At 45.9% G+C, this 21,999-nt stretch carries 22 protein-coding genes; 16 read left to right on the top strand and 6 right to left on the bottom strand.

Going from position 1 to position 21,999, the window contains the following annotated elements:
- The 12 genes from P1P86_15550 to P1P86_15495 all read left to right on the top strand — a co-directional run.
- Window positions 1-212 (top strand): transposase (locus tag P1P86_15550; GenBank protein ID MDF1576600.1); only part of this gene is annotated, 212 nt, incomplete at its 5' end.
- Window positions 213-436: 224 nt separating this feature from the next.
- Window positions 437-1,765 (top strand): rhodanese-like domain-containing protein, encoded by a 1,329-nt coding sequence (locus P1P86_15545; protein ID MDF1576599.1) that lies wholly within the window; start codon window positions 437-439, stop codon window positions 1,763-1,765.
- Window positions 1,766-1,776: 11 nt separating this feature from the next.
- On the top strand, window positions 1,777-3,147 hold the full coding sequence (locus P1P86_15540; GenBank protein ID MDF1576598.1) for an FAD-containing oxidoreductase: 1,371 nt from the start codon (window positions 1,777-1,779) through the stop codon (window positions 3,145-3,147).
- A gap of 10 nt (window positions 3,148-3,157) precedes the next feature.
- Window positions 3,158-4,015 carry a sulfite exporter TauE/SafE family protein gene (locus P1P86_15535; GenBank protein ID MDF1576597.1) on the top strand — a complete coding sequence of 286 codons (858 nt, stop codon included), beginning with the start codon at window positions 3,158-3,160 and terminating at the stop codon, window positions 4,013-4,015.
- Between the two features lie 18 nt (window positions 4,016-4,033).
- Window positions 4,034-5,062 (top strand): L-histidine N(alpha)-methyltransferase, encoded by a 1,029-nt coding sequence (gene egtD / locus P1P86_15530; protein MDF1576596.1) that lies wholly within the window; start codon window positions 4,034-4,036, stop codon window positions 5,060-5,062.
- A gap of 12 nt (window positions 5,063-5,074) precedes the next feature.
- On the top strand, window positions 5,075-6,685 hold the full coding sequence (locus P1P86_15525) for a glutamate synthase-related protein (GenBank protein ID MDF1576595.1): 1,611 nt from the start codon (window positions 5,075-5,077) through the stop codon (window positions 6,683-6,685).
- A complete protein-coding gene (locus P1P86_15520) occupies window positions 6,669-7,475 on the top strand; it encodes a hypothetical protein (protein MDF1576594.1) in 807 nt (268 codons plus the stop codon). Before P1P86_15525 ends, P1P86_15520 begins: the two co-directional genes overlap by 17 nt.
- 4 nt (window positions 7,476-7,479) lie before the next feature.
- Window positions 7,480-9,423: a thiamine pyrophosphate-binding protein gene (locus tag P1P86_15515; protein MDF1576593.1), complete on the top strand. Its 1,944-nt coding sequence runs from the start codon at window positions 7,480-7,482 to the stop codon at window positions 9,421-9,423.
- A gap of 97 nt (window positions 9,424-9,520) precedes the next feature.
- Window positions 9,521-10,585: a DUF3179 domain-containing protein gene (locus tag P1P86_15510; protein MDF1576592.1), complete on the top strand. Its 1,065-nt coding sequence runs from the start codon at window positions 9,521-9,523 to the stop codon at window positions 10,583-10,585.
- 125 nt (window positions 10,586-10,710) lie between these two features.
- Window positions 10,711-11,217, top strand: a complete 507-nt coding sequence (locus P1P86_15505) for a DinB family protein (protein MDF1576591.1) — start codon at window positions 10,711-10,713, stop codon at window positions 11,215-11,217.
- The gene (locus P1P86_15500; GenBank protein ID MDF1576590.1) at window positions 11,205-11,930 is read left to right on the top strand and encodes an NRDE family protein; all 726 of its coding nucleotides are present in this window, start codon (window positions 11,205-11,207) and stop codon (window positions 11,928-11,930) included. The genes P1P86_15505 and P1P86_15500 overlap by 13 nt, the downstream gene beginning before the upstream one ends.
- Window positions 11,927-12,946, top strand: coding sequence for a hypothetical protein (locus P1P86_15495; protein MDF1576589.1), 1,020 nt, complete (start codon window positions 11,927-11,929; stop codon window positions 12,944-12,946). Before P1P86_15500 ends, P1P86_15495 begins: the two co-directional genes overlap by 4 nt.
- Here the strand turns inward: P1P86_15495 and P1P86_15490 are convergent.
- Window positions 12,917-13,396, bottom strand: a complete 480-nt coding sequence (locus P1P86_15490) for a response regulator (GenBank protein ID MDF1576588.1) — start codon at window positions 13,394-13,396, stop codon at window positions 12,917-12,919. The two genes, P1P86_15495 and P1P86_15490, sit on opposite strands and share 30 nt — an antisense overlap.
- 42 nt (window positions 13,397-13,438) lie before the next feature.
- Window positions 13,439-16,477 carry a PAS domain S-box protein gene (locus P1P86_15485; protein MDF1576587.1) on the bottom strand — a complete coding sequence of 1,013 codons (3,039 nt, stop codon included), beginning with the start codon at window positions 16,475-16,477 and terminating at the stop codon, window positions 13,439-13,441.
- 179 nt (window positions 16,478-16,656) lie between these two features.
- Between P1P86_15485 and P1P86_15480 the strand changes: the two genes are divergently transcribed.
- The 4 genes from P1P86_15480 (at window position 16,657) to P1P86_15465 (ending at window position 18,984) form a co-directional block, all read left to right on the top strand.
- Window positions 16,657-17,235, top strand: a complete 579-nt coding sequence (locus tag P1P86_15480; protein ID MDF1576586.1) for a TetR/AcrR family transcriptional regulator — start codon at window positions 16,657-16,659, stop codon at window positions 17,233-17,235.
- A gap of 50 nt (window positions 17,236-17,285) precedes the next feature.
- Window positions 17,286-17,843 carry a carboxymuconolactone decarboxylase family protein gene (locus P1P86_15475; GenBank protein ID MDF1576585.1) on the top strand — a complete coding sequence of 186 codons (558 nt, stop codon included), beginning with the start codon at window positions 17,286-17,288 and terminating at the stop codon, window positions 17,841-17,843.
- A 63-nt stretch (window positions 17,844-17,906) separates the two neighbouring features.
- Entirely contained in the window at window positions 17,907-18,515 is a 609-nt protein-coding gene (locus P1P86_15470; GenBank protein ID MDF1576584.1) for a peroxiredoxin-like family protein, read from the top strand.
- Between the two features lie 85 nt (window positions 18,516-18,600).
- Window positions 18,601-18,984 (top strand): DsrE family protein, encoded by a 384-nt coding sequence (locus P1P86_15465; GenBank protein MDF1576583.1) that lies wholly within the window; start codon window positions 18,601-18,603, stop codon window positions 18,982-18,984.
- Here P1P86_15465 and arsB read toward each other — a convergent pair.
- The 4 genes from arsB to P1P86_15445 are packed head-to-tail and all read right to left on the bottom strand — an operon-like array spanning window position 18,981 to window position 21,632.
- On the bottom strand, window positions 18,981-20,012 hold the full coding sequence (arsB, locus tag P1P86_15460; protein ID MDF1576582.1) for an ACR3 family arsenite efflux transporter: 1,032 nt from the start codon (window positions 20,010-20,012) through the stop codon (window positions 18,981-18,983). The two genes, P1P86_15465 and arsB, sit on opposite strands and share 4 nt — an antisense overlap.
- 25 nt (window positions 20,013-20,037) lie before the next feature.
- Entirely contained in the window at window positions 20,038-20,841 is an 804-nt protein-coding gene (gene arsM / locus P1P86_15455) for an arsenite methyltransferase (GenBank protein ID MDF1576581.1), read from the bottom strand.
- Window positions 20,838-21,263, bottom strand: coding sequence for an arsenate reductase ArsC (locus P1P86_15450; protein ID MDF1576580.1), 426 nt, complete (start codon window positions 21,261-21,263; stop codon window positions 20,838-20,840). Before P1P86_15450 ends, arsM begins: the two co-directional genes overlap by 4 nt.
- A gap of 36 nt (window positions 21,264-21,299) precedes the next feature.
- Window positions 21,300-21,632, bottom strand: a complete 333-nt coding sequence (locus P1P86_15445) for a metalloregulator ArsR/SmtB family transcription factor (protein ID MDF1576579.1) — start codon at window positions 21,630-21,632, stop codon at window positions 21,300-21,302.
- Window positions 21,633-21,999: the final 367 nt, after the last annotated feature.

Below are 21,999 nucleotides of genomic sequence, written 5' to 3'. Positions count from 1 at the left end.
TCCTGTCCAACAACTTTGAGGCTTCTGCTCTGGAAATCGCACATTTATACAGAAAGCGCTGGAAAATAGAGACTTTCTTCAAATGGATAAAGCAGAACCTAACCATAAAGAAGCTCTGGGGAAACTCTGAAAACGCTGTGAACGTCCACATTTGGGTTGCCATTTGCACTTACCTAATCGTGGCATATGTGAAATACACGCTCAAAAGTTAACTAACCATCTATGAGGTAATGCAGATATTAGGCATATCAGCCTTCGATAAAGCCCCTGTGAAAGAGCTGCTAACAGATTTTCAAGACAATCAAAATTTCAAAGAACAAAGAGATTTATTTAACTCAAATATTTAACGCATCAGTAGTAGATCCGGATTATAAAAACAGGTCAACGGTCAAGGAGATCCTGGCGAATCTCCCGGAATAAAATAATAAACTAATTCATGGAAAAAGAGATAAATGAACTTTCAGGTTCAGAACTAATCCGGATACTGGATGATCCATCAGTGAGGATCATTGATATAAGACCCGTGGAGGCATACAATGGATGGAAACTTAGCAGGGAGGCAAGGGGTGGACACATCCGTAAGGCAAAAAGCCTGCCACTGAAATGGACCGGATACCTGGATTGGATCGAGGTGGTCAGGCAAAAAGGGATTCTGCCGGAGCACAGAATTATTGTTTATGGGTATGAGGCGCAAGAGGCAGATCTGGTGGCACGGCGATTTTTAAAATCCGGATATGAGCGTGTTTTTATTTATAAGCGTTTTCTGGACGAATGGTCTGCAGACCCTGAAAAACCAATGGACCGGCTGGAAAGGTATAGAAACCTTGTTTCGGCCGAATGGGTCAGGCAGCTGATTCAGGGAAGCCATCCGGACCATTACAGCAATGACCGTTTTAAGATTGTGCATGCGCATTACCGGAACAGGGATGCCTATCTGAGCGGCCACATTCCGGGAGCCATTGACATGGATACCCTGGCACTTGAAGCCCCTGAGACCTGGAACAGGAGATCTCCCGGTGAACTGAAGGCTGCGCTTGAAGCACACGGCATTACTGCCGATACCACTGTTGTTCTGTATGGAAAATTCATGTTCCCGGACAATGCCGATGAATTTCCCGGCAGTGCAGCAGGGGACATCGGGGCCATCAGGAACGCATTTATCATGCTGTATGCCGGAGTGAAGGATGTCAGGATTCTGAACGGTGGGTTCCAGTCCTGGGAAGACGCTGGTTATGAGATCTCCTACACGGATGAACCAAAGCAGCCGATGGAGGACTTCGGTGTTGAGATTCCGGCACATCCTGAACTGGCAGTGGATACCCCAGAAGCAAAAAAGATGATTGCAGCAGCGGATGCAGAGATCGTTTGTGTTCGCAGTTATGCTGAATACATCGGTGAGGTCAGCGGATACAATTATATAGAACCCAAAGGCCGCATACCGGGCACAGTTTTTGCAGATTGCGGTTCCGATGCCTACCACATGGAGAATTACCGGAACAATGATCACAGCACCCGGGAATATCAGGAGATAGCAGCTATCTGGAGGAGCAATGGGATCACCCCTGATAAGCACCTGGCATTTTATTGCGGTACCGGCTGGAGGGGCAGTGAGGCCTGGTTCAATGCCTGGCTGATGGGGTGGCCGAATGTATCTGTTTATGACGGAGGCTGGTTCGAGTGGAGCAGTGATCCGGGTAATCCTTATGAAACAGGAGTCCCGGCAGGGAAAAAGAATTATAACCAAGAGATACCGGATCTCTTATAACAAATATTCAGATGACAAAATTTGATGCGATTATTATTGGCTCTGGACAGGCAGGCACGCCGCTTGCTTTTAAATATGCCTCGCACAAAATGAAGGTTGCATTTATCGAGAAGGAACATTTTGGCGGCACCTGCTTAAATGTCGGATGCACACCCACGAAGGCTTATGTGGCAAGTGCCAGACGTATGTTTGAGGTCACCCATGGGGAGCATCTTGGGATTCGAATCCCCGAAGGGTCGGAACCCGATCTGGTAAGGATCAGGCAAAGGAAAGATTCACTGATCCAAAAGTCGGTGGACGGTTTATCGGATGCCCTGGGAAACAATAAATATATTCATGTTTTCAAAGGAAACGCAAGTTTTACCGGTCCGAAGGAAGTGACTGTCAACGGGCATCAGATGACGTCAGATAAAATTTTTATTAATGTAGGCGCCAGGGCCAGAATCCCTTCGGGATTTGCAAATGTAGATGTGCTAACGAATAAGGAGCTCCTGCAACTGGATGAGATTCCTGAACACCTGATCATCGTGGGGGGCAGCTATATTGGACTTGAGTTCGGGCAGATATTCAGAAGGTTCGGGAGTAAAGTGACCATCATTGAACAGGGTAATCGACTGATCGGCAGGGAGGATCCGGACGTTTCCTCGGCTATTCAGGAAATCCTCAAAAATGAGGGCATTCATTTCAGGATGAATGCCAAATGCCTCAGCGGCCAACAAGAAAGTCCGGGAAACATTACTGTGAAGATTGACTGTACAGAGGGTAACCCGGAAATCTCCGGCACCCATCTCTTGTTGGCTACCGGACGAATTCCGAATACCGATACACTACAAGCTGAGCTTAGCGGTGTGGAGTTGGATGAAAAGGGTTTTATCCGGGTAAATGATTTCCTGGAAACAAATGTGCCGGATATTTATGCCCTTGGCGATTGCAATGGGCAGGGTGCTTTCACACATACCGCATACAATGATTTTGAAATTGTTTCAGAAAACCTGTTTGAGGGGAAGCATAGAAAGCTGTCAGACAGGATTATCACCTATGGCCTCTTTACGGATCCTCCCCTAGGCCGTGCGGGCATGACGCTTGAGCAGGCCGTGAAGAGCGGCAGAAGCATTAAAACCGGATACAGGAAGATGCAGGATGTGGCCAGGGCCAGGGAGAAGGGTGAAACCGATGGGTTCATGCGGGTAGTGATCGACAGCAATACCGACAGGATCCTGGGTGCGGCTGTGCTTGGTGTGGGAGGCGATGAGATCATCAGTGGCATCCTGAATATCATGTATGCCGATCAGCCCTATACTGTGATCCGTGACTCGGTACAGGTGCATCCTACGGTTTCCGAACTAATACCTACCATGATGGAGTCACTGAATTCTTATTAATCACGATCACATGGAGTTTTCTTTAGAATTTTGGTATCTGCTGCCGGTTTCAGTCCTCATAGCCACTATTGCAATGTCCTCGGGTATTGGTGGGGCTGTTTTTTTCTCTCCCTTATTCATACTGGCTCTCGGACTCGAGCCTCAGATGGCCATCGGTTCTGCATTGATAACAGAACTTTTTGGTTTCAGCAGTGGTTTAATTGCTTATTACAGGGCCAGGCTTATTGATTACAAATTGGCTGTAAATATTCTTCTGTTTTCAATACCTGCAGCCATAATCGGGACCATTTATGCAGATTTTTTCCCGGATCTGGTGTTGAAAGCCATTTTTGCAAGCGGACTGTTGTTCATTGGATCCCAGCTTTTCACCGCCTGGAGACGGGAAGAAAGGGAAAAGCAGGAAGAACTTAATGTCAAAGAGTTTGAGAAAAATTATGAATCTGAATTGACCGACAGTTCCGGCAGGGTTTTTCGTTACACGGTATGTAATAAGAACATGGGTCGGTTGTTTGCAGGTGTTGGCGGGGCATTTGTCGGGATGATCTCGGTAGGTCTGGCAGAATTGCAGGAATATCAGCTGGTAGCAAGATGTAAGGTTCCGACACCCGTGGCTGTAGCTACATCTGTTTTTGTGGTGGTAATTACAGTTCTGGTTGCCTCCGCAGGGCATTTTTATGAATTTATCCGGCAGGGAGAAGAAGTGCTCAGTCAGGTTCTGAATATTGTGTTGTTTACCATACCCGGTGTGGTAATCGGGGGACAAATCGGCCCCCGCCTTCAAAAAAAGCTGCCGGAGAATCTGATGAAGGTTGGCATCTCAATTCTGTTTTTAGTTATAGGAATCTTTATGTTCGTAACATTGGTTTAATCCTGGAAGGATAATTATATGAAGCAATCATTCAATCATACAGATACTGTTGAAATCTATCATTCGGCCGATGTAATGAATATCACCTTCAATAATTATCTGCATGCAGAAAAGGAGGCGGACGTTGCCACAGAAATATTCTCAGGTTTGTCTGCTGAGCAGAAAACCATTTCCAGCCGTTTTTTCTATGATCAAAGGGGTTCACAGTTGTTTGAAGAGATAAGCCTTTTGCCGGAATACTATCCGACCCGGACCGAAAAGTCGATTTTGAAGCGCTTATCACAGGATATTATTGCTCAGCATGAAAATCCCGATATCGTGGAGTTGGGAAGTGGTGACTGCTCAAAGATTTGTATACTTCTGGATTCTTTTCAGGAAAGCCAACTGGAAGGGATCCGGTATTTCCCTGTAGATATCAGCGAAGCAGCGATACTGAAATCTTCGAGGGAACTGGGAATGAAGTATCCCGGGCTCCGGGTTCATGGTATACTTGCGGATTTCATGAAACATCTGGAGGCTTTACCGGGAGAGGGTAATAGTATCATATGTTTTTTCGGAAGTACCCTGGGAAATCTTGAAAATGATCAAGCCTTAGAATTTGTCAGGCATGTAAAACGGTCAATGAGCAAGGGAGACTCCTTTTTGATCGGCCTGGACATGGTGAAGGATAAAGACACCTTAGAGTTGGCTTACAACGATGACCGGGGTATCACCGAAGCATTTAACAAGAATATCCTGACTGTTGTCAACCGGCTTGCAGGTACTAATTTTATCGCGGAAAATTTCAAACACCTGGCATTTTTCAATTCAGAGAGATCCCGGATCGAAATGCACCTGAAGTCCTTGAAAAATCAGACCATTGAGAGTCACCGGTTCAAGGAAAAAATTTTCGTTAAAAAAGGAGAGACCATCCACACGGAGAATTCCCGTAAATTTACCCACGAAGATATCCAGGAGCTGGCGAATGTTTCCGGGTTGTCGATACAGGGAATCCATATAGATCAAGGTAAATGGTTTTCCCTGGTTCATTTTATTTATAGCGGATAATCCATGATCAATATGACTAAAAGAGTAAAACTTTGTAATTTTTCCGAACTAAGGGAAAGAGTACCCGTGCACTATCTGATCGATAAGCTGGATCTTGTTGTAGTCCGGTATGGTAATGCGGTTTCTGTACTCAACGGCCGCTGCCTGCACCGGGGAGCATTGATGGCCGACGGCTACATCGAAGGGGATAAGCTCATTTGTGGTGTTCACGGCTGGGATTACCGTTACGATACCGGGGTTAGTGAATATAACCATGAGGAGGTATTGCACAAATTCACCGCACAGGTTGAAAATGATATCGTATTTATCGACCGGCTGGAGATCGAGGACTATCTCAGGGAACACCCGCAGGCTTTTCAACGCGATGAGTATTTGGGTGCTTATGCCGATACCCATCCTGAGAATACGGAGCCCTATACTTCCTATATCAATGAGCTTTCGAAAAACGGCTTAAGCAATTACGGTCATCACGGCCCGAGTGCGGCGATGGGCGTAAACAGGAACCTCCTGCCAAAATGGGACGAGATACTGTTCCTGCCAGCTCAGCTGGCAACAAAACCCTTGCTGGATGCAGATGAGGTGGATACCAAGGTGATTATTGGTCCTGCGGCCCGGCGGCCCCTGGAGCTTGAGATACCGGTTTTTGTCTCTGATATGAGTTTCGGAGCGTTGTCGCGAGAGGCCAAGATATCATTGTCCAGGGGGGCTGAGATGGCGGGGACAGGCATCTGCAGCGGAGAGGGGGGTATGCTTCCTGAGGAACAGGAAAACAACTCCCGTTACTTCTATGAGTTTGCATCCGGGAAATTCGGCTTTGACTGGGATAAGGTGAAAATGGCACAAGCTTTTCATTTCAAAGGTGGACAGGGAGCGAAGACAGGAACCGGGGGGCATCTTCCGGGAGAAAAAGTGAGCGATGAAATTGCCCGTGTGCGTGGCCTTAAACCGGGCGAAGCGGCAATTTCGCCCGCAACATTCATCGATCTGGTCACCCCCGCTGATTTTAAGAAAATGGCCGATCAGGTCAGGGAAATTACTGGTGGGATTCCTGTGGGATTCAAAATCGCGGCCAGTCACATAGAAGCCGATATCGATTTTGCCGTGGAGGCGAGTGCCGATTATATCATCCTTGACGGTAGGGGAGGAGGGACCGGTGCGGCACCTACGATTCTGCGGGACAACATCAATGTACCCACCATTCCTGCTCTTGCACGTGCGAGAAGACACCTGGACAAGATCGGGGCCAGTCACCTTACCCTTATAATAACCGGAGGATTGAGGATTGCAGACGATTTTGTGAAGGCCCTGATGATGGGTGCTGATGCAATTGCCGTTTCGAATTCTGCCCTGCAGGCCATCGGATGCCTGGGAATGAGGGCCTGTAATACCAACAATTGTCCCGTGGGCGTGGCCACACAAAAGGAGAGTCTACGAAGCAGGATCCTTATAGAAACTTCCGCAAAACAATTGTTTAATTTTCTCAGAGCCACTAACGAACTGATGAAAGTGGTTGCGAGGGCCTGCGGGCATTCATCCTTCAGAGAGTTCAGTTATAATGATCTGACCACAGTGAATCATGATATACATCAATTAACAGGAATCAATTATGCAGGTCTACCTTAAAACAGACAGCCAACTCCACTGGCTAAGCCAGGTGATTGCCAGGATAAACCGCACATTCGTTCCGGCTCAGGAAGATGCCAGCCACACCAATCTATACTTTGATCCGATTAGACGGGTCATCTCCGGAAGGTGGATCGATACTCCGCAGGGGAAACTCCTGTGTTTTCTGGACCTGAACACACTGGCTTTTAAATGGCAGGATCAGTCAAAATCCGTGTTATGGGAAGTACCCCTGTTAAATGCAGGGCTGGAAGAGTTACTGGCCGGAACCGGTGAATACCTGTTAAAAAGCGGGATGGACATAGAGGGGCTGGAGGATCCGGGGCATTCTGGAATTCCCGCTTATGGGATCAGAAGCATCAACGACGAAGAGCTCTCAGAAAGTGGCATTAAACAATGGGGCTATTATCGCGGCCTGGCGAATATTGCATGCTTCGATATGCTGGGATATTTACAGTCGGAGAGCGAGGTGCGGATCTGGCCGCACCATTTCGATACCGGCATCTATACCCTGGTTAATAAGCAACTTGGACTGGGTTTTGGGCTGGCCATGAAGGATTCCATGGTTGGAGCCCCATATTTCTACCTGTCGGGCTATGGAGACGGAATGGCCGGCTCGTTTCAGGGCTTGCCAGGGCTCTCTGCTGGTCATTGGGAAACAGGAGAACACTGGAAGGGCGCAGTCCTTCCACTGAGCGATATTTCGAAGCATTCTTACGGGGAGGCTTTGGAACAAATCCGGAATTTTATCGAACAGGCATCCTCCTGGTTTTTACATCATGCGAAATAAGGCGATGAAAAAGAATCTAAGCTTTTACAAAGTACTTAACAGCAGATCAGAGCTGGCGGAGAACCGGGTGATAACGGTGACAGCCGGCCGGAAACAAATTGCACTTTCCCATTTTGAAGGAAAACTTTGTGCGCTGGATAATCAGTGTCCGCACCAGGGAGGTCCGCTGGGTGAGGGGAGTATAGAGAACGGTATTTTACGATGCCCCTGGCATGGATGGGATTATCACCCCTGTACCGGATTAGCTCCGGGCTTCGATGATGGTGCTCATCCTTATCCGGTGGAGGAGAGAGAGGATGGAATATATGTGGGAGTTGAGGAGGAAAAACTGCAAGAGCCCACAGTTTCGGATGTTATGGCCGAAACCATGGTAAACTGGGGGGTAGACACCGTATTTGGAATGGTGGGACATTCGAACCTTGGACTGGCCGATGCTTTCAGACGACAGGATGAAAAGGGAAAGCTGAAATTCATAGGGGTCCGTCACGAAGGTGCCGGCGCGTTTGCGGCCAGTGCCTACGGCAAGCTGACCGGCACTCCTGCCGCCTGCTTTTCCATTGCAGGTCCCGGGGCCACCAATATGTATACGGGTTTGTGGGATGCCAAGGTTGACCGGGCCCCCATACTTGCATTAACAGGGCAGGTAGCCACCCAGGTGGTTGGTACCGGGAATTTCCAGGAGGTGGATCTGGTCCGGGCATTTCAGACCGTTGCAGAATTCAACCACCGGGTACAGACGGACAGCCGGCATGCCGAACTGATGGCACTGGCCGTAAAGCATGCCGTTTTAAAACGGGATGTTTCACATCTTACTTTCCCGGATGAAATCCAGGAGATCCCTGCCGGGGAGGAAAAGGCACAAACGCCTGAAGGAAGAATCAGTCTTCCGGATTATGCTCCCTCAGAAAAAAGCCTCGGGGAAGCAGTGAAACTTATCAGGAATTCAAGAAGACCGGTTTTAATCGTCGGACATGGGGCGAGATTTCATATGGAGGCCGTTCTGCCTTTTGCTGAACGATTGAAGGCTCCGGTGCTGACCACCTTCAAAGGCAAGGGCCTGATTTCCGATGCACATCCCCTGGCTGCGGGCGTACTGGGAAGAAGCGGAACCCCGGTTGCCTCCTGGTTTATGAACGAAAGTGACCTGTTGATCGTACTGGGGGCTTCTTTCTCCAACCATACCGGGATTACGCCAAAAAAACCGACTATTCAGATAGATTTCGATCCGCTTTCGCTGAGTAAATTCCACAAAATTGATGCCCCGGTGCTGGGAGAGATTTCAGTCACCCTTGATCTGATATCCCGGGAACTGGAAGGCAAACTGAATACTGCAGATCAGGTCCCTGAACTGAATGCCAGGCGGAAGATCTGGCTGGAGGAAAAGATGAATAGACTTAAGGAAGACCGGGGTAATGGGATAAGTTCTATCGCTGTATTTGAGAATCTTTCCCGGCTGGTACCTGAAAATGCGGTGATTTGTGTGGATGTCGGGAACAATGCGTATTCCCTGGGAAGATATTTTGAATGCAGGCAGCAAAGCTTTCTTATGTCGGGCTACTTGGGTTCCATCGGGTTTGCTTTTCCGGCGGCAATGGGGGCATGGGCAGCGACCCGTGGTAAACGCCCGGTCGTTGCCGTTGCCGGAGATGGGGGTTTTGCACAATATATGGCTGAGCTGACCACTTCTGTAAAATATGGCATGAATATCAAGCTGATCCTTCTTAACAATCATGAACTTGGAAAGATCTCCAAAGAACAACGTTCAGGAGAACTGGAGGTGTTTGCTACAGACCTGGTCAATCCGGATTTTGCAGAGTATGCAAAGGGATGTGGAGCGTTGGGAATCCGGGTGAATGAGAGGACCGAACTTCCCGGGGCTATGCAGGAAATACTGGAGCATGAAGGGACCGCCTTATTGGAGCTAATGACAGATGTGTTCCTGGTGTAAGGGTAGTCGATAAGCTGAAACTAATAAATACGGAGAAGCTATGAAAAGCAAAATTTTCACATTCTTTTTTTGGTTAACATTATTTTCAAATGCACTGATGGCTCAAAAGAATCCCAGAAACCTTGATATTCATTGGAATACGGACACTTCAAGACGAACTGTCTCCCTGGAAGAATTTACGGCGCTGCTTAAACCTGATGGAATCCCCCCTATCGATCAACCCAAATTCTGGGGAGCAGGGAAGGCCTCTGCGGTATTTTTTAAACATGAGCCGGTTATAGCGGTTGAGATTGACGGAGAGGCAAAAGCCTATCCTCTGAGCATATTGACCTATCATGAAATTGTGAACGACAGTCTTGGAGGAATACCTGTTGCTGCAAGCTATTGTCCTTTGTGTAATGCGGCCATTGTATTTGACCGGCGACTGGCTTTCAATGGAAAGCAGTGGCTCCTTGATTTTGGAGTATCCGGCATGCTCCGGAACAGTGATTTGGTGATGTGGGACAGGCAAACGGAAAGCTGGTGGCAGCAATTTATGGGTGAAGCGCTTGTGGGGGAACTGGCCGGGGCACAGCTGACTTATTTGCCGTCCATGATTATTTCCATGGAGGAATTCATTAAAACCTACCCGGATGGACGCATCCTTTCAACCAACACCGGTCGGAGCATGGAATACGGGACTAATCCTTATACCGGATATGACGATTTGGGAAATAGCCAACCCAGATTGTATTCGGGCGAAGTAGATCCGCGCCTTCCTGCCATGGAGAGAGTTATTGATATCCATGTACACGGGAAATATAAAATTTATCCACGGTCCGTCATCCAGACGAAAGGAGTTATAAATGATCATTTTGAGGGCAGGGACATCGTTATTTTTTATACTTCAAAAACGGTTTCCGTCCTGGATGAATCTCAAATATCGGAATCCAGGGAAGTCGGATCCGTCACGGTGTTCAGTCCGCTTATTGGTGAAAGGAAATTAACATTTCAAAAGAAAGCGGAAGGCTTTTTGGATGATCAGACAGGTTCCCTCTGGAGCATTACCGGAAAGTGTGTTTCAGGAGAGCTGGAAGGAGAATCTTTGTGGCCGCTCGTGCACGGAAACCATTTTGCTTTTGCCTGGTTTGCATTTCATCCGGATACCGAGATCTATGAATAGCAGGTGTTCATAATGAGTTCTCAATAGCGTCACAAATACTTTTTTTTGTTTAGTTGTCAGATTTTGGATGTTTCCCGACCAATTTCAGGAAAGTGGGAGTTTTTTTATTCAAAATCCAGATCATAATGAAAAAAGTGGCCAAAGAGAATCTTGAACAACTGTATGACCTTTTGCAGAAAATTCCTGTCGATGCTTATAAGGGCAAAGCTGAAGTATTATACGGAGCATCCGTAGGACAACACATCCGGCATATCCTGGAATTCTACCTGCTGATGATCTCCGGATCGATTGAAGGAGTTATTAGTTACGACAAACGCAGACGGGATCTGCGTATTGAGAATGAAACGGAGTATGCCGGCAGAGTAATCAGAAAAATTACAAAAAGCCTGGACCTGCTCAGCGAAGAAGATCCGGTGTTGTTTGAAGGAGATTTCACTGCAGATTCATCAGGTATGAAAAGCAACATAAGTTCAGTGGGCCGAGAACTGGCGTATTGCATTGAGCATAGCATTCACCATCAGGCCCTCATTAAGGCCGGTCTTATTGGGATGGGCCTGCCGGAGCTCACCGATGAACATTTTGGAGTGGCATATTCAACCATTCGTTACAGAGATACATCATGTGCACGGTAAGTTATATACCTCCCCGGAGCGATAGAGGTTTTATTCTTACCTCAAACCGGGATGAACGGGTGCATCGTGATACAATTGCACCCAGGGTCTATAACATTGGACGGGTGCAACTGTGTTATCCTAAAGATGCGGTGGCCGGAGGCTCATGGATCGCTGCAAGTGATAACGGTCGTCTTGCATGCTTGCTGAACGGTGGATTTGCACCTCATGAAAAACAAACACATCATACCCATAGCAGAGGCAGGGTGCTGGTCGATCTGGTTGCCTCTCTGCAGACCCCGATGATCTTTTTCAGTTATTACGATCTTTCACGGACAGAACCATTTACAGTGGTGACCATTGATCTGAAGGACGGTGAAATATCTGAATTTTCGGAGTTTACCTGGGACGGCTCAAAGAAATACCTGAAAAATCTGGACCCGAAAAGGCCTTATCTCTGGTCGTCCGTTACCCTTTATTCTGAAACTGACCGGAACCTGCGGCAACATTGGTTTAAGCAATTTCTCATTGAACAGGGTATGGGGATAAGCCCGGAACAGGTATTCTCCTTTCATTCCGGGCGGCATACACCCGATGAACGAGTTAATCTTATTATGCGCCGGGATGATGAATTGAAAACGGTGAGTATTACCCAGGTAAGTCCCGATAAAGGGTCCCTTGCCATGAAATATCTTGACCTGGTCGAAAGGTCGGAACATTTGAAAAAGATATGAGCAACAAACACCGCTATACAGGATTTGCCCTTGTTTTGGCCTGGCCACAGACCTTTTGTAAGGAACCTGGTTCATGGTATGATCCGGTGACCCGCTGGCTGGGTATAAACAGGAACAATTATTACAGGGCCGGACATGCAGCTTTGGTTCTGGTTGATGGAGTAAACGAAAAGTGTCATTATTTCGATTTTGGAAGGTACCATGCACCCTTTAAGCACGGAAGGGTCCGTTCGGTAGATACTGATCATGATCTTATCATGAATACTACTCCAAAGATTTCCGGTGACGGAACATCTATTCTCAATGTACGTGAGATCCTGGAGGAATTGCAGTATAATCCAGCCTGTCATGGCGAAGGAGCCCTCTATGCTTCTTATAGCCGCATAAATTTTAATGATTCAATGATGAATGCAATCCGGATGCAGAAGGAAAGTCCGGTTCCTTACGGACCCTTTATTTCAGGAGGCAGCAATTGTTCAAGATTTGTCCATACCGTTATTCTCTCAGGGAAGCCGGATTGGTACCGTAGGATGCAGTTAAAATATTTCATTCCTTTAACCCCAACGCCCTTATCCAATGTTAATGCCCTCCGGGGCCAAACAGTTATTCCGGTATTAAGAAATAATACACCGTTTATCCCCGTTCGTCCCTTGAGCAAACCGGAGCTTTCCTCAACGCTTCCTCAGCCTGTCAGGCACCCGAATATCCCTGAAAATGCTCAATGGTTGAGTGGAGAGGGTGCCGGGTCGTGGTTTGCCTGTGATTTTGAAGAAGGTGTATTAAGAATGACCCGTTATGCACCGGATGGTGTTATTGAGTGCAAGGGTGTTTACAGAAGTGCCCTGGGAGAAAAACATGAAACTGAAGCTTCCACTTCTGTCGATTATCCGAGTAACTGCCTGGAAGTGACATTGAACCATAATGGGAAACAGGTGAGATATCAGAGAATTTTCGAAGAAAATACACGGAGAGCACCTGTCCCGGAATTACATGAGTTTTTCAATGAGAAGCTCTGAATCAATGGGTTTGGGGATAAAATCGTTGCATCCCGCTTTCAGCGCTTTGTCCTTGTCACCCGGCATGGCGTAAGCACTTTGTGCAATAATGACAACTTTTTTGTTTTTTTTCCTGATCATTTGCACTACTTTCAGCCCGTTTATATCGGGAAGCCGGATATCCATTAAAACGACGTCCGGATGATGGTTTTCAAAAAGAAGCAAAGCTTCTTTGCCGGTTTCAGCGAAAATTAATTCCGCCGAATGATTGGCCAGAATCTGCTGAAAATAGAGCCTGCTTATTAAATCATCCTCGACAATAAGTATCCAGTCTTTACTTAGCCGGACAGAAGCAGCCGGTTTTTCGCCCTTTACATCTTCCTCGATGAAATTCGAAGCCAGATAAGGGAGTTGAAAGCGGAAGCAGGCGCCCTGTCCAATTTCCGATTCCACCGTAATTTCACTACCCATAAGTTCCAGTAATTTTTTTATGATGGTTATGCCAAGTCCGGTTCAGCCATAACTTCTTGATTGTAAATCGCCCTGACTGAAGCGATCGAAAATGGCCTCCTGATTTTCTTTGGCGATTCCGATCCCCGTATCTGCCACAAAAAATTCTGCTTTGTTCCCTTGTATTCCGGATATTCCAAAAGTGATAGAGCCCTTGGAAGTGAAGCGCAATGCGTTATCCAGAAGATTGGAAAAAACTTGTATCAGCCTTGTTTCGTCCGTATGAAACACCAGCGGCTCACCGGGGTTTTTAAGAATCAATCTCACCGCTTTCTTTTCGGTATCAGTCAGCTTTTTTTGAAAAATCGAATGAAGGGTAAAAAATGTTTTATCAATATCAAAGGGTACCGGTACAATAATGGCTTTCCCGGTTTCGAGCTTCGAAATATCAAGGATGTCATTGATGATTTTTAGCAGCCCCTCTGCACTTTTGTTAATGATGGAAGCATACCACTTTTTTTTATCACTGGTCATATTATCATCCCTGGCAATAAGGTTGGTAAAACCGAGAATGCCATTCAGCGGGGTTCTTATTTCGTGACTCATGTTGGCAAGAAAGGCAGTTTTTAATCGTTCGCCCTCCTCGGCTTTTTCTTTTGCTTCTTCCAATTCGACCTGCACCCTTTTTCGCTGTGTGATATCAGGCGCCAGGCTGAGCATTAATTTAGTTTTGTCGTTCAATTTTCCAAGCGGGGTGGTATAGAAGTTCCAGATTCTTTTTTCGCCCGATTTTGCAGCTATTTCAAATTCACCGCTCAGTATGGTTTCATCCTCATTAAACAATCCGGTCACATAATCTTCAACTTCAATGGCTTTACCTCCGTATGCCTTTTCTGTCCATTCTTTCAGGGTGGGAATATCTTCCAGTGTATACCCTGAAAAGTGTGTCCAGCCTTCACTGATGTTCAGGACATTCCCCTCCTCATCATGAACCATCATTGGTATGGGGGCCAGCAAGACCGCTTTCCTGACCAGCTCCTCGCTTTCCAGAAGTTGCTGACTAAATAATTTCCGTTCGGTGATATCCTGAATGGTGCCGAACATTCCGACCGGTTCCCCCTTTTCATTAAAACGGAGTTCACCCAGCCCGCAGACCCATCGTTCTGCCCCGTCGTTTTGCCGGATAATTTTATACTCTTTGTCAAAGGGTTTTCTTGCTTTAAGCACTTCATTTTGGAAATATTCCTGCATCTCCTGTCTTTGTTCCGGATGAATATGGGCAAACCAGCTTGCAAGTGAATGCGAATTTTCTTTTGATATACCAAAAATCTGATCCAGTACTTCCGAGGAGGACCAATGGTTTTTAACTATATCAAAATCATAGGAGCCAATTTTTCCTACTCTTTGTGACTCAGATAGCCAGAACTCCCTGTCTTTAAGTTGAATTTCGGCATTTTTTCTTTCCGAAATATCAAACATCACTCCGCGAAGTATAACCGGCTTGTTTTCCTGCAGTTCAACCGAGACGATATCACGCAGCCAGATATATGGACCATCTTTGCTTCTGAAACGATATTCCAGGGAGTGTGGCTCCCCTTTGGCTGTACATTCAAAACAATAAGAGGTGACCTCTTCCCTCTCATCGGGATGAACGTTGTTTTTCCAGAATTCCAGATTGGTCCATTCCGCCGGAAGCCAGCCCAGTTTATCGCTTACCTGGGGGGCTACATATATCCATTTATCTTTAACCAAATCATATTCCCAGGCGATGGCATCGGTCGATTCAACCAATTCGCGATATTGAGCCTCGCTTTGACTTATTTTGTTCAGGTACTCTCTTTCCTCGCTCTGGTCGCGGAAGACCAGCACCACTCCGGTTATTTCTCCTTTTTCATTTTTAATGGGGGCACCACTGTCGGCAATGGGAATTTCTCTCCCGTCTTTCGAAAGCAATACGGTGTGATTGGCCAAACCCACCACATTCCCTTCACGTAATACCTTTTGAACAGAGCTTTCAACTGCCTGCCTGCTTTCTTCGTTTATGATTTTGAAGACTTCCTCCAGATTTTTTCCCTGAGCTTTCCGGTTCATCCAGCCGGTAATCTTTTCCGCCACCGGATTCAGAAATTCCACTTTTCCGAGGTGGTTGGTTGAAATTACCGCATCCCCGATGCTGTTAAGGGTAATACGGTAATATTCCTGCTGTTTGTATAAATCCCTATAAATCGATTTTTGACGGGAATTGTATAAAAAAGCCATCCCTGCTGCCAGAAAAAGGAGGAGAAAAGCCACCATAAAAATAACTATGGCCATCTCATGATACAGCGAGGAGAACAACTCTTTTTTATCTGTCTTTGATACCATGACCCACTCGGTATAAGGGATTTTATTAACATATCCCAGAACCTCTCTACCCCTGTAATCTTTGCCTTCAACAAATCCCTCGAGGCTTGTATTTACCGCCTTTACAGCCACTACTTGTTTTTCCGTTAAGGGCAGGGTGTATTTCAGAGCCGTATTCTTTTTATGTTTCAATTCATTTAAGAACAGGATATTGTCTCCGGAAACTCTATACAGGAGGGTTTCTGAAGTTTTACTCACCGTTGGCCATGATTGGACATGCGGGTATAGGAACTTATTCGGGTCGAATTGAAATACCAGGGCCTCTGTTCCTGCGCGGCCCGGCAGATTTAGCGGGGAAATAAAATCCATATGGATTGTATCGTGAACAGGGCACCAGTACAAATCTGTTGTCAAAACCGATTGGCTTTGCAGGGATTGTTGCACCTTTTCCTTCAGAAAGGGAGCCATGGAATATTCCTTTCCGTTGGAAGAAAGTAAAAATTTGCCGGCTTCCCCGGCGATAAAGATCCCTTCATACCCGTGTTCCGCTTTTATAATTTCCAGAAATTGGCTCACTCTCCGCTTATTCTCCGCGCTGGGTTCATTCAGCCATATTTCAAGCCGGGCAATCAGAATCCCGTTTTGTGCAATCACTTTAGCATCAAACAATTGATCTATAATCCAGTTAGAAATCCAATCCGATTTCAGCCTGGCGATGGCTTCCAGTTCCTGGCCCTTGGCCAGGTTGGCTTTTTTCACCTCGTAATTCAAATAAACATAAGCGGATACAATGATTAACAGACTTAAAGCGAGAGTTAAGGCTAACCAAAATGACCTGGTGGATTTGTACATAGCTGATTGTTAGAACCAAAGATTATAATTAGAAATTTGCTTATTTCAAAGCGATTGCTTAGCATTGAGGTCTATTTAGATTCAATATGCCCCGGAATAAAACATATAACGATGATCAGGTGCTTGAAAAGGCCATGAATGTTTTTTGGATGTACGGATACGAGGGCACCTCGGTACGTTTGCTGGAAAAAGAAATGGGCATCAACCAGTTTTCGATCTATGCTTCTTTTAAAAACAAGAAGAATTTGTTTATCCAGGCCCTTCGTAAATACCGTGAATTTGTTATTAAAAACAGCTTTCAGCCTTTGTTACAGGAAGGATCCGGATATGCCGAACTGGAAATTTTCTTGAGAAATGCAATTGTTGTCCATAGAACGGAGGAAGAAAAAAAGGGTTGCCTGGTCGTGAATACTGCAGGAGAGCTGGGTGAAAAAGACCCGGATATTGCGCGGGAGATTATCCGGCATTACAATTTTGTCCGAAACATGCTCCTCAGGCTATTGCAGAATGCAGTTGCAAAAAAGGAAATCCCGGAAAATACGGATATCGAAAAACAGGCAAATTTCTTTCTTGGAGTCCTGCAGGGAATGTCTGTGATGGGTAAAATATGGAATAAAAGACAGGTAAAGGATTTTGTGGAAGTGGCTTTAAGGCAGGTCAAATAAATTTTTTACCAAATACAAAGCAATTGCTTAGAATAAAAAACAAGATCCCTATGGTAAGATTCAAATTACATACCCCTGAAACTGCTCCAGAAAAAACAAAGGAAATTCTAATCGGAGCCTTAGAACAAAATGGATTTCTCCCCAATTTATATAGGATAATGGCTGAATCGCCTGAGTTATTAAAAGCTTATGCACAAATGACCCAGCTTTTTACAGAAACATCCTTGAGCCCGGAGGAGAAGAATATTGTGTGGCTGACGGTGAGTTACCACAACCAGTGCCAGTACTGCATGGCTATTCATTCCATGGTGGCAGAAATGTTCAAACTCCCGGATGAGATGATCGAAGCTCTGCGGACAGGACAACTAATAAAAAACGAAAAATGGCAGGCACTCAGAAAATTTACCGAATTGTTGGTAGAAAAGCGCGGCTGGGCATCGGAAGAAGAAATTCAGAAATTCCTTGATGCGGGTTATACCCGGAAACATGTGTTGGAACTAGTGGTGGGGATAGCTCAGAAGATAATCAGCAATTATGTAAATCATATCACGCATACACCTCTGGATGAGCAAATTGTGAATTATCAATGGGAGGCCACGCCGGGTTAATTCAAGTGCCTGACTTTGTACCGGATTCCTGTAAGAAACTTATAACAAACGAAAGAACACGAAATGAAAAAGTTAACATTATTGTTGAGTCTTATGCTGTTTGCCTTGTTTTCGGCAGAAGCACAGTTAGCTGAAAAAGCGGAGGATATCTCGCCGTTACTGATTGGAGAAACCTTGCCCGACGCTGTAATTAGAACACCCGATGGCAATGCGATTAAGTTGTTGGAAGTAATCGGACAAAAACCTTCTGTGATTTTGTTTTACCGCGGAGGATGGTGTCCGTTTTGCAATGCCCATTTGGCTGAAATACAGGGAGTCCAAAACGATGTAGTAGGTCTTGGTTACCAGATTATTGCCATCAGCCCCGATTCGCCAGAGAACCTGAAGTCCACGGACGGAAAACAAAAGCTGGCCTACAGCCTCTATTCTGACTCTGAAGGGGAACTTATCGAAGCGATGGGTATAGCGTTTAAAGCACCGGAAGGAGCCTTCGACAGGCTTTTTGAATGGTCGGGTGGATTGAATGACGGCTTTTTGCCGGTGCCTTCTGTTTTTGTGACCGACACTAGCGGGAAAATCACCTTTGAATACATCAATCCTGATTACAGGACCCGCTTGAGTGCCGGGCTTCTATTGGCAGTGCTTAAACAGCTGAATAAGGAGCAGAAATAGCGGTGGGAAATATAGTTTCATCTTAAAAAAGTATGATACAATGAAAACAGAAATCTTCTATACTTTTTTTACATTATTCGTACTCATGAGTTTTTCAGACACAATGGCCCAATCGAATGACGAGACAGGCGACACGGATAAACTTGTAATAGTCTGGTCCAGCGACGACCCTTATCTTGCCGAGCGTATGGTTTTTATGTATGCCCATGCAGCAAAAACTGCTGGTTGGTTTTCTGAAGTCACCCTTATTATCTGGGGCCCCTCCGCAAAACTGGCTTCAGAAAACAGATTGATCCAGGAGAAACTGAAGGCCATGCAGGATGACGGGGTCATCATAGAAGCCTGTATCGCCTGTGCCCGCGCTTATGAAGTTGACGATGATCTGAAGAACCTTGGCTTTGAAGTTAAGGGCATGGGGAAAGCTCTTACAGATTATCTGAAATCGGATGCCAGGGTTTTAACCTTCTAATACTTCCATTTGTTTGCCAGTCGCACCAGTGAGAGCATCACCGGGACCTCTACAAGCACTCCGACAACGGTGACCATTGCGGCAGGTGACTGAAGGCCAAAAAGAGCAATAGCCACTGCTACAGCAAGTTCAAAGAAATTGCTTGCCCCGATCATGGAAGCAGGAGCGCAGATGGCATAGGGAAGTTTCAGGAATCTTCCCCCAAACCAGGTAATGAAAAAGATAAAATAAGTCTGGATAATCAGAGGAACGGCAACAAGCAGTATGATCAGTGGTTTTTCCAGGATCGTGGTACCCTGGAAGGCAAACAGCAGTATCAGGGTGCTTAGCAGGGCAATGATAGAAACAGGGCGGAACCCTGGCAGGAATACGGATTTAAACCATTCCTCACCCTTTCTGCGTATCAGCATCACATGAGTCAGGTATCCTGCTCCCAGCGGGATTACAACGAAAATCACCACACTTGCCACAAGCGTGTCGTAAGGGATTGTTATATCGGTAATCCCAAGCAACAATCCAACGATGGGAACAAATGCCACCAGGATGATCAGGTCATTGACAGATACCTGTACCAGGGTGTAGTTCGGATCGCCGTCCGACAGGTAGCTCCATACGAATACCATAGCGGTGCAGGGTGCCGCCCCGAGAAGAATGGCACCGGCAATATATTCTCCTGCCTGTTCCGGCGAAATAAATGCTGCATAGAGTTTTGTAAAAAAGATCCATGCAAAAAATGCCATGGTAAAAGGTTTTATCAGCCAGTTGACCACCAGGGTCAGGATCAAGCCCCTGGGGCGCCTTCCCACCTTCCTGATACTTGAAAAATCGACCTGCAGCATCATCGGGTAGATCATCAGCCAGATCAGAACAGCTACAGGGATATTTACTCTGAATAGCTCCAGCTTACTTAATACCTCCATGTTGCTTCCGGCAAAATGTCCGATGGCAATCCCGGTTGCGATACAAAGAGCCACCCAGAGGGTCAGGTATTTTTCAAAGAATCCGATATGCTTTATTTGCTTTTCCATACAGAATCATCGGGATAAGGGTGGATTATTTAACTGCATTCACGGTGATACTGAATATCCCGACCCCGTTCTTTTTTAAAGTATGGAGCTCATCCATGGAGAGGTAGTTCAAGAGTATCGAATCCGGAATGGCGCTTTCCTTTTCTTTTTTGACTTCCGGATGATGAAATCCCTGCTTCCGGATAATATCCAGGTATTCTTCTTTCTCTATGGCCCCTGAAATACAGCCGGCATACATTTCTGCTGCGTCCCTGAGTTTTTCAGGAAGCTTGCCGCTTAGCACTATATCGGAAATGCAAAAATGCCCCCCTGGTTTTAATACTCTGAATATTTCACTGAATGCCCGGGACTTGTCCGGTACCAGGTTCAGAACGCAATTACTGATCACAAGATCAAAGTGATCGTCCGGAAGAGGCAGCTCCTCAATGTCCCCCTTTATGAACTCAATATTCCGGAAACCGGTCTTTGCCATGTTTTCATTCGCTTTGCGAAGCATCTCGTCGGTAAAATCGACCCCGGTTACTTTCCCGGTTTCACCGACCAGGGTCCGGGCGACAAAACAATCATTGCCGGCACCAGAACCTAAGTCCAGCACATGGTCTCCTTTTTTAATATCCGCATATTCGGTGGGAATTCCACATCCCAGCCCCAGGTCGGCGTCTTTATTATATCCTTCTAACTGCGTATAGTCATCGCTGAATATCGTGTAATCCGTATCGTCACAGCACCCGGTGCTCCCACAGCAGGATGACGGATTCTTTATATGACTCCGGGAGGCAATGTCCGCATATTTCTCCTGAACGATCAGTTTTAATTCTTCGGCTTTCATAGTTCTGTTTTTATTTTTTTTGTATAAAGTTTGTAAAAGGCCTCCCTTATCTCATCCCGTACCCGGTAATATTCACTCCGGATGAATTCCGGAGTACCCGTCGCATCCGACGGATCGTCGAACCCCATATGCAGGCGGTTTTTGACTTTGCCAGGAAATGCCGGACAGGCTTCGTTCGCGCCGCCACAAACGGTGATCACATAATCCCATGGGTCCTTCAGGTACATATCCACCTGGTCGGAGGTGTGATGGCTGATATCGATTCCTGTCTCTTTCATCACTTCCACCGCTTTTGGATTTAACTTTCCCGAAGCTTCGGTACCTGCACTGGACACCTGAAGACGACTGTCGAATGATTGCAGAAATCCATGGGCCATCTGGCTCCTGCAACTGTTGCCCGTACATAGAATAAGTATTTTCACAAGTAATTTTTAATTAATTGTTATGGACGTTTTATGCTATTTGCAGTGGTATTTATTTAAATCCAGGGAACTGAGAAATTCTCCCAAAACATTCCTCAATTCCACTATTTTTTCAGTATTCAGGCAATACCTGGTCTTCACCCCTTCGATATGGCCGGTGATAAGTTCTGCATCTTTTAGTTCAGCCAGGTGCTGGTTCACCGTGGTTCTTCCCAGAGGCAGATCGTCGGAGATATCGCCCGTAATACAGGTATTGGTTTCTGCCAGGAACTTCAGGATACGAAGCCTTGCCGGATGGGACAAGGCCCGAAACAAACGTGCTGAATGAGTCAGCTCTTTCCCGAACAATTGCGTCTTTGCCTGTACCATGCTCTGAAATTTAGACGTAAATATACGACATATTATAATATGTCGTATATATACATCAAATATTTTTCGGATTATGCAATGTTTTTTATGATGATGTTTTGAAGCATATTCAGTTATTTTCAGTGATTTTATTTGTGAAAATAATCGCTGTGTAAGTTTGTTTCTGTAAAATTGATTTTAGCATGATGTAAAAAGAAAGTCACGGTTGATTTATAGTTTTAAAGTGCTTAACAAATAAAACTTAACAACCATGACTTTCAAAAAACAAGAGCAAATTACGAAGAAGAGTTTAGCCTGGATTATTCATAAATAAAAGGGAATTGTTCATTGAAAATGCTGAAAAGTCAGTAAATTCAAGTTGTTCAGA

This window comes from Bacteroidales bacterium (genome assembly GCA_029210725.1).
Taxonomy (GTDB): Bacteria; Bacteroidota; Bacteroidia; order Bacteroidales.
Note: the sequence above shows the minus strand (reverse complement) of the source record. Positions and strands in the feature narration are given on the sequence as shown.

Excerpts from the sequence above, each read along its gene's own strand:
- P1P86_15545 (MDF1576599.1), top strand. The coding sequence starts at position 437 with ATGGAAAAAGAGATAAATGAACTTTCAGGTTCAGAACTAATCCGGATA.
- P1P86_15520 (MDF1576594.1), top strand. The coding sequence starts at position 6,669 with ATGCAGGTCTACCTTAAAACAGACAGCCAACTCCACTGGCTAAGCCAG.
- P1P86_15480 (MDF1576586.1), top strand. The coding sequence starts at position 16,657 with ATGCCCCGGAATAAAACATATAACGATGATCAGGTGCTTGAAAAGGCC.
- egtD (MDF1576596.1), top strand. The coding sequence starts at position 4,034 with ATGAAGCAATCATTCAATCATACAGATACTGTTGAAATCTATCATTCG.
- P1P86_15505 (MDF1576591.1), top strand. The coding sequence starts at position 10,711 with ATGAAAAAAGTGGCCAAAGAGAATCTTGAACAACTGTATGACCTTTTG.
- arsB (MDF1576582.1), bottom strand. The coding sequence starts at position 20,012 with ATGGAAAAGCAAATAAAGCATATCGGATTCTTTGAAAAATACCTGACC.
- arsM (MDF1576581.1), bottom strand. The coding sequence starts at position 20,841 with ATGAAAGCCGAAGAATTAAAACTGATCGTTCAGGAGAAATATGCGGAC.
- P1P86_15515 (MDF1576593.1), top strand. The coding sequence starts at position 7,480 with ATGAAAAAGAATCTAAGCTTTTACAAAGTACTTAACAGCAGATCAGAG.
- P1P86_15495 (MDF1576589.1), top strand. The coding sequence starts at position 11,927 with ATGAGCAACAAACACCGCTATACAGGATTTGCCCTTGTTTTGGCCTGG.
- P1P86_15535 (MDF1576597.1), top strand. The coding sequence starts at position 3,158 with ATGGAGTTTTCTTTAGAATTTTGGTATCTGCTGCCGGTTTCAGTCCTC.
- P1P86_15500 (MDF1576590.1), top strand. The coding sequence starts at position 11,205 with ATGTGCACGGTAAGTTATATACCTCCCCGGAGCGATAGAGGTTTTATT.
- P1P86_15465 (MDF1576583.1), top strand. The coding sequence starts at position 18,601 with ATGAGTTTTTCAGACACAATGGCCCAATCGAATGACGAGACAGGCGAC.
- P1P86_15490 (MDF1576588.1), bottom strand. The coding sequence starts at position 13,396 with ATGGGTAGTGAAATTACGGTGGAATCGGAAATTGGACAGGGCGCCTGC.
- P1P86_15445 (MDF1576579.1), bottom strand. The coding sequence starts at position 21,632 with ATGGTACAGGCAAAGACGCAATTGTTCGGGAAAGAGCTGACTCATTCA.
- P1P86_15525 (MDF1576595.1), top strand. The coding sequence starts at position 5,075 with ATGACTAAAAGAGTAAAACTTTGTAATTTTTCCGAACTAAGGGAAAGA.
- P1P86_15475 (MDF1576585.1), top strand. The coding sequence starts at position 17,286 with ATGGTAAGATTCAAATTACATACCCCTGAAACTGCTCCAGAAAAAACA.
- P1P86_15470 (MDF1576584.1), top strand. The coding sequence starts at position 17,907 with ATGAAAAAGTTAACATTATTGTTGAGTCTTATGCTGTTTGCCTTGTTT.
- P1P86_15510 (MDF1576592.1), top strand. The coding sequence starts at position 9,521 with ATGGCTCAAAAGAATCCCAGAAACCTTGATATTCATTGGAATACGGAC.
- P1P86_15540 (MDF1576598.1), top strand. The coding sequence starts at position 1,777 with ATGACAAAATTTGATGCGATTATTATTGGCTCTGGACAGGCAGGCACG.